This is a genomic window from Pedobacter sp. N23S346 (assembly GCF_048515415.1).
Classification (GTDB): domain Bacteria; phylum Bacteroidota; class Bacteroidia; order Sphingobacteriales; family Sphingobacteriaceae; genus Pedobacter.
Map to the genome: position 1 here is coordinate 42,136 of NZ_JBLYEE010000005.1, position 16,944 is coordinate 59,079.

The window sequence follows — 16,944 nt, forward strand, 5'->3', positions numbered from 1 at the left end:
ATTAAATATCAAATTTTTTGCGCTTCAATACAAAGTTTGAACCCAGATAAACTTTCCGAACCATTTCATTCTCTGCTAAAACCTCCGGCACACCTTGTTCAAGAATTTTCCCCTCAAAAAGCAAGTAGGCCCTATCGGTAATGGAAAGGGTTTCCTGAACGTTATGATCGGTAATTAGAATACCAATATTTTTATGCTTCAGTTTTGCTACAATACTCTGAATCTCTTCTACAGCTATTGGATCTACCCCTGCGAAAGGTTCATCTAAAAGAATAAAATTAGGATTTGCAGCTAATGCCCGGGCAATTTCAGTTCTTCTTCGCTCCCCTCCAGATAATAGATCACCCCGGTTTTTCCGAACTTTATGTAAACTAAATTCATTAATAAGCTCCTCTAGTTTATCCTTTTGTTCTTCTTTGCTGAGACTGCTCATTTCCAGAATCGCCAAAATATTATCCTCAACAGTAAGCTTTCTGAATACTGATGCTTCCTGAGCCAGATAGCCGATGCCTTTTTGCGCCCTGCGGTACATGGCATCTTGCGTAATATCTTCATCTTCTAAATAAATACGCCCCTCGTTTGGCTTAATTAAACCCACAATCATATAAAATGAAGTCGTTTTACCTGCACCATTTGGCCCCAACAAGCCTACAATTTCACCCTGGCTTACGCTGAAAGATACATCATTAACAACAGTTCGCTGTTTATATTTTTTAACCAGATTTTCGGCTCGTAATATCATTCATATTTATTTATGGAGAAAAGAACAAAGATCAAGGATTAAAGACTAAGTGGTTAAGCTTTTATCTTTGTTCCTTTATCCTTATTCTTTTATCTTAATTCCCTTTATATTTAGCTGTAGTCTTCTTTTCTCCCGCCATACATTTTCTTCAATTGTATAACAAACAGAAAATGGCACCTTTGGTTGTAAAAGATTTTGAAATTCTCCCAAGCCAAATGCAATGCATTCAAAAGTAGGCGAATTTTGTTGCTTTATATTAATTTTTAAATGATTTGCACCAACCGCCATTGCTGCTTTATCTAAATAGACCTGATTTGATACAAATACGGGAGACAAATTTTCTGGTCCGAAGGGACCCATTTGAGATAAAACCCGAAAGAATTTACCATCAATTTGCGACAATTTAATTTCCGCATCAATCTTAATCATCGGGGTGAGTAATTCTTCTGTAATAGAGGCAGAAACAATTTCCTCAAATTTATCAGCCAGGGCATCAACATTATGCTCTTGCATGGTTAAACCAGCTGCAAATTTATGTCCCCCATATTGATCCAGAAGATCAGCACATCCACTCAAGGCTTCGTACAGGTCAAACCCAACAACAGAACGGCACGAACCTGCCACATGGCCATTAGATTTAGTAAGTACTATTGTTGGCCGATAATATTTCTCTGTTAACCGAGATGCTACGATCCCAATCACACCTTTATGCCAGTTTTCATTAAAAACCACCGTAGTTTTGCGATTAATTAAAATATCGCTATCGCCGATCAAAGCCAAAGCTTCACGGGTAATATCCTGATCGTATGTTTTGCGCTCTGTGTTTTTAAGATTTATCGATTCGCTTTGCTCTAAAGAATTGCTGTCTATCTGACATAGTAACATGGCCACAGCATGTTTCGCGTGATCTATTCTGCCCGCAGCGTTAATTCTCGGGCCTAATGTAAACACCACATCTGTAATGGTATAGTTCTCCGTTTTCCCAGAAACCTCCATCAGTGCACGCAAACCCTCACATGGATTTGTATTGAGTTTTTTTAAGCCATAATAAGCTAAAATTCTATTTTCACCAACCACCGGAACAATATCTGCAGCAATGCTTACCATCACTAAATCCAGATATTGAAGATAAGATTCGCTTGGGAGACCATGCTTTTGTGCGTAAGCTTGTGCAAGTTTAAATCCAATTCCGCAACCTGCCAATTCTTTAAATGGGTATTCGCAATCTACTCGTTTCGGATCTAAAACGGCAACCGCCTTCGGAATTTCCTCACCAGGTAAATGGTGATCACAAATGATGAAATCGATGCCAAAACTGTTCGCATAATCAACTTTATCTAATGATTTGATACCACAATCTAACGCAATGATGAGTGAAAAACCATTTTCATTTGCGTAATCAATACCTGCTGTAGAAATTCCATAACCTTCAAGATAACGATCCGGAATATAATATTCTATGTTTTTGGTAAGCTGCGAGAAAAAACTATATGCGAGGGCTACAGAAGTTGTTCCATCCACATCATAGTCACCATATATCAGAATTTTTTCGTGAGTGGATAATGCCTTTTCTATTCTTTGAATGGCTTTATCCATGTCTTTCATTAGAAAAGGATCGTGTAAATGAGTCAGTTCTGGTCTGAAAAAGTATTTAGCCTGATCAAAATCGCAAATGTTTCTTTGTACTAAAATCTGAGCTAATGATCTGTCTATATTAAGTTGTTCCGCTATGTTCTTTACCGTATCATCATTACAAATTGATGTCGGCACCCATCTTTTTTCCATTATATTTGTTTCCGAACAGTAAATATACTTTTTTAATTTAAATCTACATTACCTTGCAGAAAGTCGCAAATCCAAATAACTTGTATCTTTAACTCTAAGATTTTTTATAAATGCTTTCAAGTAAATTACTTAACGAAATTAAAAAGAAATCAGAATTATTTAATTCTTTGAAGCCTTTAACACCAGAAAATCAAGCTAAGCTTGATAAGAAATTTCGCTTGGAATTTAATTTCAATTCTAACCATTTAGAGGGAAATACTCTAACGTATGGTGAAACAGAATTACTTTTGATTTTTGACCAAACGGAGGGCACACATGATTTTCGCGAGTATCAAGAAATGCAAGCACATGATTTTGCCTTAAAGATGGTGCAAGAAGAAGCAGCTGAAAAAGGTAGACCCCTACTTGAAAATTTCATTAGAGACTTAAACGCAAAACTTTTAGTTAAGCCATTTTGGAAAGATGCGATAACTGCTGATGGCCAATCGACCCGCAAAGAAATTATTCCAGGAGAATATAAAAAAACCCCAAATTCTGTAAGATTAGCCAATGGAGAAATTTTCGATTACACAGCACCTGGCGACGTGCAAAATGAAATTGCAGAATTAGTAAAGTGGTTTAATGAAAAAAGTGAAACAGAAGACCCAGTCTTTTTAGCCGCTCTTTTACATTATCGTTTTGTTAGAATCCATCCTTTTGATGATGGAAATGGGAGGACTGCAAGATTACTAATGAATTATGTTTTAGCCAAAAATAATTTACCGCTCATCGTTATTAAAAGTGCTGAAAAGAAAGATTATTTAGCCGCCTTAAATCGTGCAGATACGGGAGATTTAAATGCCTTTGTCGAATACATTGGAAATCAGTTATTATGGAGTTTGGATTTAAGTATCAAGGCTGCCAAGGGAGAAAACATTGATGAAGATGATGATTTGGACAAGGAATTGGAGTTGCTGAAGCAAGAGTTGAAAGGGATTCCTGATGAATTTGAAAGTGAAAATACACACCCTGCAATAGCCCAAATAATGCATAGAAGTATAATACCTCTATACATAGAATTAGATAGTAAATTTGACAAATTAAAAGAACTTTTTAATGATATTAAAAGTTACCTAACAATTAATTATGAAGATTCAACGGGAAGTTCTTTGGAGATTGATTTTGATAAAACAGAACTATCAGAAGTAGATTTTAGTGATTATAAAATTCATACATCATTTCTCTATTTCAAATGTTTAAAATTAAAAAAATCGACCCATGAAGTAAACATTAATTTTACCCTTGAAATCTATTTCGATGCAAACTCTTATGGAGTATTTAATGAGAACAATGGAGATATACTTATCGATAGGTCTTACGGTAAATTTCTAACGCACCAACAAATAAATAATATCTCAAAATCTGTAATGACCAAAATTATCCAAGAAATCAAATCAGCTACAAACCTTAAAAATTAATACATTTTGCAAGTTCACACCCTATTCGAAGGAACCTATTCGGTAGATGCTACCAAAAAATTTATTCCTTTCGATTCAGCCATTCATAGTTTTAAAGATAGACCAGCTTCACTGTTCATCAATGTTCAGCCTTTTTTGGTGGAACTGAAAAATGATCTAATCCTTTTTGATACGGGACTGGGTTTTAGTGATGATCATGGCGAATTGATTTTACATAAAAACATCCGCAATGCAGGATTTGATCCTACAGACGTGACAAAGGTTTTGATGTCGCATTTGCACTATGATCACTCCGGCGGGATGGTCCATAAACATGCCGATGGAAAAATGGAACTCAGCTTCCCCGATGCAGAATACGTAATTAACCGTGGTGAATGGGAAACGGCATTTAGCAGCACTTCTGATTCTTACCACACTGATATTTTTGATATTGTACAACGCAATGCACAGTTAAAATTTGTAGAGGGCGATGGCAATCTGGATGAAAGCATCGCTTATGAATTAACTGGCGCACATTGTCCGCATCACCAGGTTTTCCTATTAACGGAAGGCAACGCTAAAGTATTCTTCGGTGGCGATGTTTTACCGGAGCCAAGTGAACTGATTAAAAATTTTATTGCAAAATATGATTTCGATGGTCGCAAAGCGATGGAACTTCGTAAAGAATTTGGAAAAAGAGCCGCTGCAGAAAACTGGGAATGTTTATTTTATCACAGTAAGGAACAGGCGACGGGTTTTGTTGATGAAATTGAGGGTGGGTTTAGGGTAAGGTGAAAGGAGAAAGACTAAAGCAGAAAGCGAAAAGCCAAAATACTAAAGCTTAAGGTGAAAAACAAAACGAACGACGATCAACGAAAAATGTCTTGAAAGCGGAAAGACTAAAGCTTAAAGCAAAAAACCAAAGCGACAGACCAACGACGGAAAGCGTAAAACGAAAAACGACTTGAAAACGAAAACCTAAAACGAAAAACGATCGACGAAAAACGTCTTGAAAGCAGAAAGACTAAAGCTTAAAGCAAAAATCCAAAGCAGCAGACCAACGACGGAAAGCGTAAAACGAATAACGACTTGAAAACGAAAAACGATCGACGAAAAACGTCTTGAAAGCAGAAAGATTAAGGCTTAAAGCAAAAAACCAAAGTGACAGACCAACGACGGAAAGCGTAAAACGATCAACTAAAAACGACAAAAAAAATCCCGACAAATGCCGAGATCTTTATTATGTTAAAAATTCCTTTTTAAGGGAAATTACGATACTTATTTCTTAGCTACTAATTTCACACCGATTTCAAAGTTATCATCAATTGCTTTGTCGCCAACGCTATCGAAGAATGATTTTGAACCATAACGAATATCATATTTAGTTCTATCAACAGTAATTTTCCCTGCTAATGCAGATACAGTGCCATCAGCATTCACCGCAACTGTAGCTGGGAAAGTAACTGGTTTAGTAATTCCTTTAATTGTTAAGTTACCTGTAACCGTTAATGCAGCACCAGAACCTGCAACTTTTGTAATTACGAAAGTTGAAGTTGGGAATTTAGTTGTTCCAAAGAAATCATCTGCTTTTAAGTGACCTTCTAACTTCGCGCTACCATCTGCATCTTTAATAGAGTTCATATCGATAGTGAAAGTTCCACCAGTTACTTTTTTACCATCAACATTTAAAGTTCCTGATTGTAAAGCAATTGTTCCATTGTGAGAACCAGTTACTTTTTTACCAATCCAAGTGATGGTAGATTTTGCCGGGTCAACAGTATAAGCTACTGGTTTAACAGGGTTTTTAAAAGCTGACAATGATACTACTGCCACGAATAAAAAGATTGAAGAGATTTTTAATTTCATTTTTTGGTTTTTAAATTGTGATACAAAGATATAATTATGGTTCATCCTTTATTATTGACCTATGTTAAGTTTTTCAAAAATAATAGATTTATTCAAAATCATTCTATGGACAACAGAATATGGCCTTGGTTTAATCTAGCTTCACGTTAATTTCCCCCAAATGCTTTCGAAGCCAATTTTGCAATATCTTTAACCACCTGTGTAGGCGAATTACAATCGCAATTACTTAAACCAAGTACATAAATATCCTGGTCAGGAATGTATACCCCCATTGTTTTAAATCCAAAAATACTACCGCCATGTTCTCTGGTAGCTATTCCATCAATATCTTTTAAATGCCAGCCGTAACCATAAGTAAATGCTTCGCCATTATTTAATTTGTATTTGGTAAATGCTTTTTTAATAGTTACTGATTTAAGGAGTTCATCCTTGTTTAAGGCATTTTGCCAAAGCAGCATATCATCTATGGTAGACATTAAAGCTCCTGATGAAAAAGGAATACTAAAACTTATAGCAGTTTTATTCACATAGCCTGATGTTTTCTGCTGATAACCATAAGCCCGGTTTTTGATAATGGCCGCATCAGATGCATACCGAGAGTGCTTCATGCCAATCTTCTCAAAAATATTTTTGTTGATGTAGTTCTCATAGGTATCACCAGAAACCAATTCAATAATATATCCAAGGATTACATACCCTGAATTATTATATTCAAACTTTTCTGCGGGATTAAAATCCACAGCCTCATTTTTAAAAAAATCGACCATCTGCTTGGGAGACAGATTTTGTTGTGCAATCTGATTGAGCGATGTCATTTTAGTAAAATCCTTGATGCCCGAAGTGTGGGTAAGCAAATGATGAACCGTAATCTTATCTCCCATAGGGTAATCCGGAATGTATACTGAAATGGGTTTTTGCAAATCTATTTTACCTTGTTCAACCAACATTAAGATGGCTATGGCGGTAAATTGTTTCGTCATTGAACCCAACTGAAATACATTTTGGGGTACCATTTTAATACCTAACTCAATATTTGCATTACCGAAGGCTTTTTGGTAAACGGGTTTGCCATTTTTAGCGACCATAAAGACACCTCCGGGTCCGTTTTTGTCTTTAAAGATTTGGTTAAGTAAACTATCTACTTTAACTTCAAAGGTCTGTGCCCGACTGAAGCTAAAAGTAATGGCTGTTAATATGAATAACGTAATAATTTTTTTCATTTAAATTTTATTTGCAGTATCAGACGACATTTCTTAATCTTGGGTTACAATAGATATTGAAAATGTAATCGTCATCGGATTAATAGATACATCAATTAGGTATTCATCTGATGACTGAAGAAAAATACTTTAATTTAAAATTGACCAAATGAACAAACAGGTAAAATCAATCCGTCCCTTTATTGGTGCGAAAGATTTCAAAACGTCTAGAAATTTTTATAAGGATTTAGGATTTGAGGAAGCTACCTTAGGCGATGGGATGTCTGTTTTTAAAATGGGTGACCTGGCCTTTTATTTGCAAAATGCATATGTAAAAGATTGGGTTGATAACACCATGATCTTTATGGAAGTAGAGAACATAGAGGAATTCTATAACGAGCTTATTAAACTGGATTTACCAAACAAATATGAAAATGTAAAATTGAGTACCATCCGAAATGAAGATTGGGGAAGTGAATGTTTCCTTCATGATCCATCTGGGATATTATGGCATTTTGGAACGTTTAAATAATATGGATAAGTCATCGGATGAATATATACATCATGCAGATATCCACCCGATGAAGATCATTTAAGACAAAAAAACAGCAGTTCTATGAGAATGAATTAAATATTTTAATTTTTCAATTTTATGTTTACCGTTTCTCCATCTGTTTTAACTTCAACAAACGTTTCTAAAAAATCATTATAGTTTTTAGCATAAGCGTTTTGCTTGTAATAATCTGTTTTTCCATAAGCATTATATCCACTCCCAGTATATTCTTTAGCATTATAACTCAGATCATAATTAACGTTCGCAAACAAATAATACTTACCAGGCTTCATATTGGGGAAAGTAAATTCACCGGAACTATTGGTAATCGCTTCTAACCGCAAACGAAATGCCCGATCAGCCATGTACACATATTTATTATTTTTTGGGTTATTCTTGCTTTTATCTTTCCAAAGTTTATAATATTCTTCAAAATAAGGTGTTACCGGGAAAAGTTGAATCTTAACTTTTCCAGCTAAAATTTTCTTTGGGGGATTATTTGCCCCATAAGTACCTCTTGGGCGTGTAAAAGCTACCCCAGTTATTTTCCCTTTTCCCTCTGTTAAAGCATTTCGAGTTTGTACGGAATCGAATTTTATAGAAGGATAAGTAATAATTTCAGTAGCTTTTCTTTTAATTGCTTCCTTCTCTGCCTTTTCAGGTTCTACATATTGTGCACGAATGGAATAACAGCTTACAATTAGTGCCATTAGGCAAATCATTTTTTTCATCGTCAAAATTGTTTTATGTATCCTGACAATTACAAACCACATACCAGCCTAAAAAAGGTTCAAATTTCTGGAGAATTCATTTCCAAAAAAAAAATCTGCAAGCTTTATGAAAATGAATTCACAAAACTTGCAGATGATTTTCTAAGAGATTGCTTCGTACCTCAATGACGGAATTGGTTTTGGAAAGGAAAACCTTTAACCCTCTACCTTCTACCGTCAGCCTTGATTAAGGAACGATTTCTTCCAAATAACTTTCCACAGGTGGACAAGCACAAATTAATGAGCGATCGCCATGGCTATCATTTACTCGGCCAACTGATGGCCAGAACTTGCGTTCTAGTACATAAGGAAGTGGAAATGCAGCTGTTTGACGGCTGTAAGCATGCTCCCAATTATCAGCCGTAATCACAGCAACGGTATGCGGTGCATTTTTAAGCGGATTATCAACCTTATCGAAAGTCAAGTTTTCTACCTGAGCAATTTCATTTTTAATCGCAATTAAAGCATCACAGAAACGGTCTAACTCATGTTTAGGCTCAGACTCTGTAGGTTCAACCATTAAAGTACCTGCAACCGGGAATGATACCGTTGGGGCGTGGAAACCATAATCCATTAATCGTTTGGCAATATCTACCACCTCAATTCCAAAAGCTTTAAATGAGCGGCAATCTAAAATCATCTCGTGTGCGCAACGACCCTGAGCACCTGAATAAAGTACCGGGTAATGCTGCTCTAAACGTGCTTTCATATAATTCGCGTTTAATATCGCATATTTAGTAGCATTGGTTAAACCTTCCGAACCCATCATGGCAATATAAGCGTGAGATATAATTAAAATTGATGCTGAACCCCAAGGTGCAGATGAAACCGCAGAAATTGATTTCCCTTTATCAATATCAACCACGGCATGCCCTGGAAGGTAAGGTACTAAATGTTTCGCCACACCGATTGGGCCCATTCCAGGACCACCACCACCGTGAGGAATACAGAAAGTTTTGTGCAAGTTTAAGTGACAAACATCAGCACCAATATTAGCCGGACTGGTTAAACCAACCTGCGCATTCATGTTGGCACCATCCATGTAAACCTGTCCGCCATTAGCATGAACAGTTTCGCAAATTTCAATAATGCTTTCTTCAAAAACACCGTGGGTTGATGGATAAGTAACCATCAAACACGAAAGATTATCCTTGTGTAATTCAGCTTTCGCTTTTAAATCTTCTACATCAATGTTTCCATTTTCTAAAGATTTAACCACAACAATTTTCATATCGGCCATTGCGGCAGAAGCAGGATTGGTACCGTGAGCAGAAGCCGGAATTAAAGCCACATTACGGTGGAAATCGCCTCTATCCTGATGGTAAGCACGAATCACCATTAAACCAGCATATTCACCTTGCGCACCAGCATTTGGCTGTAAACTCATTGCGGCAAAGCCTGTAATTTCGCTTAACCATTTATCCAGCTCATTAAAAACAGAATAATAACCCAATACCTGATCGGCTGGAGCAAATGGATGAACGCGACCGAAGTGAGACCAGGTAACCGGAATCATTTCTGCAGTTGCATTTAATTTCATGGTACAGCTACCCAAAGCGATCATCGAGTGGCAAAGCGATAAATCTTTTGCTTCTAATGATTTGATATAACGCAACATTTCATGTTCTGAGTGATGCGAATTGAAAATTGGGTGTGTTAAATAAGCTGAAGTACGTTCTAAAGCTGAAGGAATAACCGTTTCTACATTTTCCACAACTTCAACCTGGTCGGCTGCGATTGCTTTAACCTTCGCAAAGATTTTAGCAATTAAAGCTACGTCAGCAAAAGTGGTAGTTTCATCAATAGAAATGGTGGCTACATTACCAACGTAGTTTAAGTTGATCTCATTATCGATACAACCCGATTGGATGCCACCTTTTAAATCACCTAAATCAAAACGAATGGTATCGAAATAAGCTGAATTTAATTGCTCAAAACCTAAGCCTTTTAACGTTGAGGCTAAACTAACTGCCAAACCATGTGTGCGTTCAGCTATCGCTTTTAATCCTTTCGGACCGTGATAAGCGGCATAAAAACCAGCCATAATAGCCAATAATGCCTGTGCGGTACAAATATTTGAAGTTGCTTTATCTCTACGGATGTGTTGCTCGCGGGTTTGCAAAGCCATACGTAAAGCATAATCACCATGGCTATCAATGGTTACCCCAATAATACGGCCAGGGATTGAACGTTTATATTCTTCTTTAGTAGCAAAAAATGCAGCATGTGGACCACCAAAACCCATCGGAATACCAAAACGTTGTGTTGTACCCACCACAATATCAGCACCCCATTCACCCGGAGGCGTTAATAAGGTTAAGCTTAAAATATCTGCAGCAACTGTTAATTTAATATTTTGATTGTGTAATTCTGAAGCAAAGTTTTTATAATCGAAAACTTCACCATTACCTGCTGGATATTGAACGATTGCACCAAAGAAATCTTCAGTAGCTACAAAATCCAAATGACTGCCAATAACTAATTCAATACCGTAAGGGTTGGCACGGGTTTTTAAAATATCAATGGTTTGCGCAAAAAGCAATTCAGAAACGAAGAACTTTTTAGCTGCCTGATTTTTACGCGTACTGTATTGCATAAACATCGCCTCAGCCGCTGCTGTACCTTCATCTAAAAGTGAGGCATTGGCAATTTCCATTCCGGTTAAATCAATCACCATCGTTTGGAAATTTAACAAAGCCTGTAAACGACCTTGCGCAATCTCTGCCTGGTATGGCGTGTATTGGGTATACCATCCTGGATTTTCAAAAACATTACGCAAAATTACTCCTGGCGTAATGGTATCATAATAACCTTGACCGATAAAGCTTTTGAAAACTTTATTTAACAATGAAGTTTGTTTTAAAGCACCAAGATATTCAGTTTCTGATTTCGCTGCTGGCAAATTAAGTGGTTGTTTTAACCTGATCGTTGCCGGAACTGTTTGTTCAATCAGCTCATCAATTGAATTAACGCCAACAACTTCCAACATTTCGGCTGTATCTGCCTCATTTGGTGCAATATGACGATTTTGAAAATCTTCCTTGTAATGGATATTTAAGCTCATGCGGTATGAATAATAAATTTCCCGCAAAGGTAACAAAAATGCAACTATTTTTAGGCATGAAAAGCGCTCCTAATCGTCATATTTTCGTAGCTAAAAAACAGATAAAATCTACGTTTTTAGTAGGATAAGCTAATTTTTTTTCATAAGTCATAGGATGAATATTAGCATCATGCTTATATTCATCCTATGACCATTAGTAAGTGACTATAGGTGTTCATATTCATCCGAAGAATATAAATTGCAATTCGAAAACATATTCAATTTTAGTAGCTTTGAAAACCATTTCAACTACCATTTAATGCCGAAAAATCAGAATAACGTTGCTTTATTAGTTCATGCCTGCGATCGATATGAATTTCTTTATCAAGGTTTTGACATCTTCTTCTCTAAAAACTGGGATTTTAAAATTCCATGCAACTGTTATTTTGCCACTGAAGTTAAGGATGCAACAGTAAATGGCTTTCAGAATATCAAATCGGGCAAAGGCGAATGGGCAGACCGGCTAACTGCTTTATTAAATAGCATGGAGGAAGAATATGTACTCTATTTTCAGGAAGATATGTGGTTGAGCAAACCAGTAAACTCAGCTTTTTTTAAACAACTCTTTGATTTTGCGAAGCAAAATAACTGTCAGCAAATAAAACTTCATAGCGCTGATGTCTACACTACATTAGAGACTCATCAATTTATAGAGGGTTTTAATCTGGCTACAATAGATAATAAATCATCTGATTTTCTAATGTCGCACCAGGTGACACTTTGGAAAAAGGATTTTTTATTGGCGCAGCTCTATAAAAAAGAACATCCTTGGCGAAATGAACGGAAAGGCACCAAACGTCTGAAAAAATTAAATCCACTGATTCATCATATTGATTATTTTTCAGAAAACGGTTCAGCGGAAATTAATCAAAATAAAAAGCCTGTTAAACGAAGCGAATACTTCGCAGTTTCGTTTAACAGTACATTAAATCATAATGCCCTTCGATTTATTGACGAGCTAAATATTGGCAAGAAACTAGAAAAAGACTATGCTGACGAGCTGCAAAATCATTATGATAATGTGCTCACTCACGATGGAAAAGCAAGACCAAAAAAAACTGACTTATTTAAACAGTTCAAAACCTGGTTTCTAAAAAGGAAAAGTTAATAGTCTTCAGCCAATCTTTCTTTTATTACTTCTGCACCCGCCAACCCTCTGCTTTATCTAACTTTAATTTGTAAGTTTTCGTAATGAAGTTGCTGTTTTTACTGGCATCTTTATCAAAAGGCTCAAAATCTGATGTTACCATTTTTAAAGAAACGGTCACTTTAGCAGTGCTTGAATTTACTTGTTCGAAATTAACTGGTTTTTCATCAGCTAAAACATAGGTAACGGCTTTAACTGTTGCCCTATCTGCATCTTGTTTTAATACCAGCGGACTAGCTTTATCCGTTAAATTAATTTGATAAACAAAGCTACTGTCTTTAGAAAGAAACTTCTTTTTTGCCTCCTTTAAATTTAATGTAACCAATCCTTTGCTTGCTAACGATTTATATTTCCCCAACTCAAACATTTCGCTTGTGCTGTTAAATTTCATTTCTCCAAACCTGAACCGGATAGTTTTATATTCTGGATTGGCTTTTAAATAATCTGTAATTACTTCGCCAGCTTCATCCTGGTTAATGGTGACTTTAGTTTTACATCCGGCGAAGCCGATTATAATAACCGACAAAATATAAATAGTAAGTTTTTTCATGATTGTATCATTTGCTTGTTAAAGGTATTTAATTTTAGTTTAACCGCAAAGGGCGGAAAGTGTTTCGAAGAGGGAGAAAAGATTAAGGGGTTTAACCGCAAAGATGCAAAGTGGTTCGCAAAGGAGGCAAAGCTAATCGTTTCAATTTTAACCACAGAGGGCACGGAGATTTTCACATAGAAACAGAGAGCAAGTTGGTTAAATGCAAAGAAAGTAAAAACCTACTACACTCCACACCTCGGTGTGGTGGTTAATAATTTGTTTTTAGCTCCCAACTTTGCGCCCTTTGCGTTTTAATCTTCCACTCTTTGCGGTTAAAAACTCATGCCTTCCGCTTCAAATACTTCAAATTTGGCAACACCATCGCCGATAAAATAATCGCCACACCAACCCATCTTAAAAGCGAGACCTGTTCTTGCAATACAAAGCCAGCCATCATAACCGCTACCGGCAATTCCGCTGCACTCAAAATAGAACTTAAGGCGGTTCCGATTTTAGGCACGCCTTCTGCATAAAATAATGGTGGAATAACCGTTCCAAAAACAGCAATGATTAAACCCCACTTCAATAAACTACCACCTAAAGCGCCATTGAAAATAAATACAGGTGGGAAAAGTATAAAAATCAAAATGCAGGCACCAGTAATCATTAAGGCACTTTTTTTCAGTGCCGGATATTCAGTTCCAATTCGGCCACTAAGCATCAAAAAACCTGCATAGCATAATGCTGCCAATAAGCCGAAACCAATTCCAGCAAGATTTAACTCATTAATACTAGTCTCCACCATTCCACTCGCCAAAACTGTTCCACCCAAAACCAACAAAATGGCGGCAAACTGAACTCCCGAAGGCTTCTTCTTAAAAATCAGAAATTCCAGCAAAATACTCATCCAGATAAATTGCATCAGCAGAATAATCGCAACGGAATTAGGAACCAGTTTTACGCATTGATAGTAAAAAACGCTGACGAAGCCTGTACAAGTTCCCGCGAGAACCATTTTCCACCAGGGCGTGATGATTTTGATTTCTTTTGCTTTATAAGCAGATGTTCTACTTTGAAAGAAAAATAAGACCCATAGAATCACAGCACCAAAAAAAGCCTGTGCACCAGTTACATCACCTAAGGTATAACCTTCATGATAAGCAAGTTTTACAAAAGTAGAAAGAATGCCAAAACTGCAGGCACCGAAAAAGACAAGGAGAATTCCTTTTAACATTAAGATAGTATCAAGTATTTAGTAGAAAGTATATAGTACGAAGTAGTTAGTATCAAGACATAAACCTCAAAATGGTGAAATAAAAAATTCCACGCAACAAGCGCTTTGGTCTTTCGGCTTTAGTCTTTCAGCTTTTTAAGAAAGTTGTTGTAAATATTTTTGAACTGTAGTTTCCAATCCTAAATAAAGTGCATCACTAATTAAGGCATGGCCAATAGAAATCTCCAACAAACCGGGGATGCTTTGAGCGAAATAATGAAGGTTATGCAAATCTAAATCGTGACCTGCATTAATGCCCAAGCCCAATTTATTTGCATGATGTGCCGCTGCAATATAATTTATAATCGCTTTTTCTCTATCCGCATAATAATTATGAGCATAAGCCTCCGTATATAACTCAATTCTATCCGTACCCGTTTCTACAGCACCTTCAACCATTTCCACAACAGGATCTACAAAAATTGAAACCCTGATGCCTTCTTTTTGAAAAACATCAACCATTTCTTTTAAGTAATCTTTATGCTTTATGGTATCCCAACCATGATTAGAGGTAATCTGACCTTCAACATCGGGTACTAAGGTAACTTGAGCTGGTTTATTTGCCAACACTAAATCAACAAATTTATCTTCCCGGCAATTCCCTTCGATATTAAATTCAGTGGCAATTACAGCTTTCAAATCATACACGTCCTGATACCTGATGTGACGCTCATCTGGCCGTGGATGTACTGTAATACCCTGCGCACCGAAACGTTCACAATCTAATGCAACTTTAACTAAATCAGGATTATTACCTCCACGACTGTTGCGAAGCGTAGCAATTTTATTGATGTTAACCGATAACTTTGTCATGCCTCAAAGATAAGGCTTTGCCTTTGTTAATCGGAAACGTTGAGGAAATTTGACTTTTTTTTGCTCATATTTGTTCAAATCAAAATGAATTTAAAGGACACAACACTATATAAACTCCTGATCGTTTTACTTGCACTGGCAAGTATCCCCGCATTGTTTGGAAGCGTAATGGAACCCGATGGCGCATTGTATGCATCGATGTCGAAAAACATCATCCTTTTCCAGGATTGGTTTAACCTTTACGGCCGCGGTAGCGACTGGCTAGACAAGCCACATTTAACTTTCTGGATCACCGCAGCATCTTTCAAAATATTCGGAATCTCTGCTTTTGCCTATAAATTACCTTCCTTTCTTTTTGGCTTACTTGGCGCCTGGTATCTGTATAAACTGGCAAAAGATATTTACGATGAAAAAATTGGATTAATCTCTTCGGTGATCTTTCTAAGTGCGCTCCACATCATCACCTCCACATTTGATGTTCGTGCGGAAATTTACATTACCACCTTTACACTGGCATCCATTTATCATTATTACAAAGCGCATCATGGCTCATTCTGGCAGATTATTACCGGTTCATTTTTTGCTGCCTGCGCAATTTTGATTAAAGGAATATTTGTGCTGATTCCTGTTTTTGCAGGTTTTATTATCTACTGGTTATTCACTAAGCAATATAAACAGTTGTGGCAGCCAAAATGGTGGATCGCAATCGTATTGATCTTTGTCTTCATCACTCCCGAACTTTATTCACTTTACACTCAATTTGATTTACATCCGGAGAAAGTTGTATTTAACAGAACAGGTGTTTCAGGTTTAAAATTCTTCTTTTGGGATAGCCAGTTTGGTCGTTTTTTTAACAACGGACCAATCAAAGGAAAAGGCGATATTTCCTTTTTCCTACACACTACGTTATGGGCATTTTTACCCTGGTCTATTTTATTTTACACCGCGGCTATCAATCTTTTCAAAAAGAAGAATAGGATTAATCTGGCGCCAGAAAGTGTAATGATCTGGGCAAGTGCCGCGGTTACTTTTTTAATATTTTCACTTTCTAAGTTCCAACTACCGCATTACATCCTGATTATTTTTCCTCAGTTTTCGATCATCACAGCACTCTATTTAAGAAAACTGGAAGGCAAAAACCTGAAGATTTTCTTTAACGTGCAAAATGCATTAGCCATTTTAGTTTTCACATTACTTTCTGCCTTAAGCATAGTTTACGGGTTCGATTATCCTTATTTAATGATCGGAATGCTATTGGTGGTTTTAGCTGGCTCATTTCTTTTTTTCAAAGGAATTAAGCTCGAAACCATTATTGCAAGAAGTGCATTTATTTCTGTTGGTTTAATGCTTTACCTTTTTATATTCTTCTATCCGGCCATATTGAAATACCAGGCGGGCAGCATTGCCGGCGAATGGTTAAAGAAAACCTATCCAACAGCAAAACCTGCCGTTTTAAATTATATAGATGCTTTTTCTTTTGATTTTTATGCGCCAGGCGAAGTAATATATCTCCATAATTATGATGATTTAAATAAAATCAAGCAAGAGCAAAACTTAGTCATTTATGTTCCTGAAGCTGAACTTCCAAGATTAAAAAGCGAATATGGTGCAGAAGTTTTAAAATCGTTCGAGTATTTCCATACCACCAAATTAACTGGCAAATTTTTAAATGCGAAAACCCGTCCTCAGGTTTTAGAACATTTCTATCTCGTTAAATTGCATTAG

Annotated in this window: 14 protein-coding genes; 5 read left to right on the top strand and 9 right to left on the bottom strand. The window is 36.5% G+C overall.

What is annotated here, in order from left to right:
* Nucleotide 1: 1 nt before the first annotated feature.
* Nucleotides 2-742, bottom strand: coding sequence for an LPS export ABC transporter ATP-binding protein (lptB, locus tag ACN1CD_RS10600; RefSeq protein WP_419130364.1), 741 nt, complete (start codon nucleotides 740-742; stop codon nucleotides 2-4).
* An 81-nt stretch (nucleotides 743-823) separates the two neighbouring features.
* A complete protein-coding gene (recJ, locus tag ACN1CD_RS10605; RefSeq protein ID WP_419130365.1) occupies nucleotides 824-2,527 on the bottom strand; it encodes a single-stranded-DNA-specific exonuclease RecJ in 1,704 nt (567 codons plus the stop codon).
* 110 nt (nucleotides 2,528-2,637) lie between these two features.
* Here recJ and ACN1CD_RS10610 point away from each other — a divergent pair, with 110 nt between their 5' ends.
* Together ACN1CD_RS10610 and ACN1CD_RS10615 are read left to right on the top strand one after the other, a co-directional pair.
* Nucleotides 2,638-3,984, top strand: a complete 1,347-nt coding sequence (locus ACN1CD_RS10610) for a Fic family protein (protein ID WP_419130366.1) — start codon at nucleotides 2,638-2,640, stop codon at nucleotides 3,982-3,984.
* A gap of 6 nt (nucleotides 3,985-3,990) precedes the next feature.
* Nucleotides 3,991-4,758: an MBL fold metallo-hydrolase gene (locus tag ACN1CD_RS10615; RefSeq protein WP_419130367.1), complete on the top strand. Its 768-nt coding sequence runs from the start codon at nucleotides 3,991-3,993 to the stop codon at nucleotides 4,756-4,758.
* 483 nt (nucleotides 4,759-5,241) lie between these two features.
* Here the strand turns inward: ACN1CD_RS10615 and ACN1CD_RS10620 are convergent, their stop codons facing one another.
* Both ACN1CD_RS10620 and ACN1CD_RS10625 read right to left on the bottom strand, forming a co-directional pair.
* Complete coding sequence (locus tag ACN1CD_RS10620; RefSeq protein ID WP_419130368.1) at nucleotides 5,242-5,829, bottom strand: YceI family protein; 588 nt, start codon at nucleotides 5,827-5,829, stop codon at nucleotides 5,242-5,244.
* A gap of 146 nt (nucleotides 5,830-5,975) precedes the next feature.
* Nucleotides 5,976-7,049, bottom strand: coding sequence for a serine hydrolase domain-containing protein (locus ACN1CD_RS10625; RefSeq protein ID WP_419130369.1), 1,074 nt, complete (start codon nucleotides 7,047-7,049; stop codon nucleotides 5,976-5,978).
* A gap of 148 nt (nucleotides 7,050-7,197) precedes the next feature.
* Here ACN1CD_RS10625 and ACN1CD_RS10630 point away from each other — a divergent pair, with 148 nt between their 5' ends.
* On the top strand, nucleotides 7,198-7,560 hold the full coding sequence (locus ACN1CD_RS10630) for a glyoxalase (RefSeq protein WP_419130370.1): 363 nt from the start codon (nucleotides 7,198-7,200) through the stop codon (nucleotides 7,558-7,560).
* A 104-nt stretch (nucleotides 7,561-7,664) separates the two neighbouring features.
* Here ACN1CD_RS10630 and ACN1CD_RS10635 read toward each other — a convergent pair whose 3' ends face one another.
* Both ACN1CD_RS10635 and gcvP read right to left on the bottom strand, forming a co-directional pair.
* Nucleotides 7,665-8,291: a carboxypeptidase-like regulatory domain-containing protein gene (locus tag ACN1CD_RS10635; RefSeq protein WP_419130371.1), complete on the bottom strand. Its 627-nt coding sequence runs from the start codon at nucleotides 8,289-8,291 to the stop codon at nucleotides 7,665-7,667.
* A 247-nt stretch (nucleotides 8,292-8,538) separates the two neighbouring features.
* The gene (gene gcvP / locus ACN1CD_RS10640; RefSeq protein ID WP_419130372.1) at nucleotides 8,539-11,415 is read right to left on the bottom strand and encodes an aminomethyl-transferring glycine dehydrogenase; all 2,877 of its coding nucleotides are present in this window, start codon (nucleotides 11,413-11,415) and stop codon (nucleotides 8,539-8,541) included.
* 298 nt (nucleotides 11,416-11,713) lie between these two features.
* Between gcvP and ACN1CD_RS10645 the strand changes: the two genes are divergently transcribed.
* Complete coding sequence (locus ACN1CD_RS10645) at nucleotides 11,714-12,562, top strand: hypothetical protein (protein ID WP_419130373.1); 849 nt, start codon at nucleotides 11,714-11,716, stop codon at nucleotides 12,560-12,562.
* A 25-nt stretch (nucleotides 12,563-12,587) separates the two neighbouring features.
* Here the strand turns inward: ACN1CD_RS10645 and ACN1CD_RS10650 are convergent, their stop codons facing one another.
* The 3 genes from ACN1CD_RS10650 to ACN1CD_RS10660 form a co-directional block, all read right to left on the bottom strand.
* Nucleotides 12,588-13,151 (bottom strand): hypothetical protein, encoded by a 564-nt coding sequence (locus ACN1CD_RS10650; protein WP_419130374.1) that lies wholly within the window; start codon nucleotides 13,149-13,151, stop codon nucleotides 12,588-12,590.
* 322 nt (nucleotides 13,152-13,473) lie between these two features.
* Complete coding sequence (locus ACN1CD_RS10655; protein ID WP_419130375.1) at nucleotides 13,474-14,367, bottom strand: EamA family transporter; 894 nt, start codon at nucleotides 14,365-14,367, stop codon at nucleotides 13,474-13,476.
* A gap of 135 nt (nucleotides 14,368-14,502) precedes the next feature.
* On the bottom strand, nucleotides 14,503-15,219 hold the full coding sequence (locus tag ACN1CD_RS10660) for a pyridoxine 5'-phosphate synthase (RefSeq protein WP_419130376.1): 717 nt from the start codon (nucleotides 15,217-15,219) through the stop codon (nucleotides 14,503-14,505).
* Nucleotides 15,220-15,303: 84 nt separating this feature from the next.
* Between ACN1CD_RS10660 and ACN1CD_RS10665 the strand changes: the two genes are divergently transcribed.
* Nucleotides 15,304-16,944, top strand: coding sequence for an ArnT family glycosyltransferase (locus ACN1CD_RS10665; RefSeq protein WP_419130377.1), 1,641 nt, complete (start codon nucleotides 15,304-15,306; stop codon nucleotides 16,942-16,944).

Excerpts from the sequence above, each read along its gene's own strand:
- lptB (WP_419130364.1), bottom strand. The coding sequence starts at position 742 with ATGATATTACGAGCCGAAAATCTGGTTAAAAAATATAAACAGCGAACT.
- recJ (WP_419130365.1), bottom strand. The coding sequence starts at position 2,527 with ATGGAAAAAAGATGGGTGCCGACATCAATTTGTAATGATGATACGGTA.
- ACN1CD_RS10610 (WP_419130366.1), top strand. The coding sequence starts at position 2,638 with ATGCTTTCAAGTAAATTACTTAACGAAATTAAAAAGAAATCAGAATTA.
- ACN1CD_RS10620 (WP_419130368.1), bottom strand. The coding sequence starts at position 5,829 with ATGAAATTAAAAATCTCTTCAATCTTTTTATTCGTGGCAGTAGTATCA.
- ACN1CD_RS10625 (WP_419130369.1), bottom strand. The coding sequence starts at position 7,049 with ATGAAAAAAATTATTACGTTATTCATATTAACAGCCATTACTTTTAGC.
- ACN1CD_RS10630 (WP_419130370.1), top strand. The coding sequence starts at position 7,198 with ATGAACAAACAGGTAAAATCAATCCGTCCCTTTATTGGTGCGAAAGAT.
- ACN1CD_RS10635 (WP_419130371.1), bottom strand. The coding sequence starts at position 8,291 with ATGGCACTAATTGTAAGCTGTTATTCCATTCGTGCACAATATGTAGAA.
- gcvP (WP_419130372.1), bottom strand. The coding sequence starts at position 11,415 with ATGAGCTTAAATATCCATTACAAGGAAGATTTTCAAAATCGTCATATT.
- ACN1CD_RS10645 (WP_419130373.1), top strand. The coding sequence starts at position 11,714 with ATGCCGAAAAATCAGAATAACGTTGCTTTATTAGTTCATGCCTGCGAT.
- ACN1CD_RS10650 (WP_419130374.1), bottom strand. The coding sequence starts at position 13,151 with ATGAAAAAACTTACTATTTATATTTTGTCGGTTATTATAATCGGCTTC.
- ACN1CD_RS10655 (WP_419130375.1), bottom strand. The coding sequence starts at position 14,367 with ATGTTAAAAGGAATTCTCCTTGTCTTTTTCGGTGCCTGCAGTTTTGGC.
- ACN1CD_RS10660 (WP_419130376.1), bottom strand. The coding sequence starts at position 15,219 with ATGACAAAGTTATCGGTTAACATCAATAAAATTGCTACGCTTCGCAAC.
- ACN1CD_RS10665 (WP_419130377.1), top strand. The coding sequence starts at position 15,304 with ATGAATTTAAAGGACACAACACTATATAAACTCCTGATCGTTTTACTT.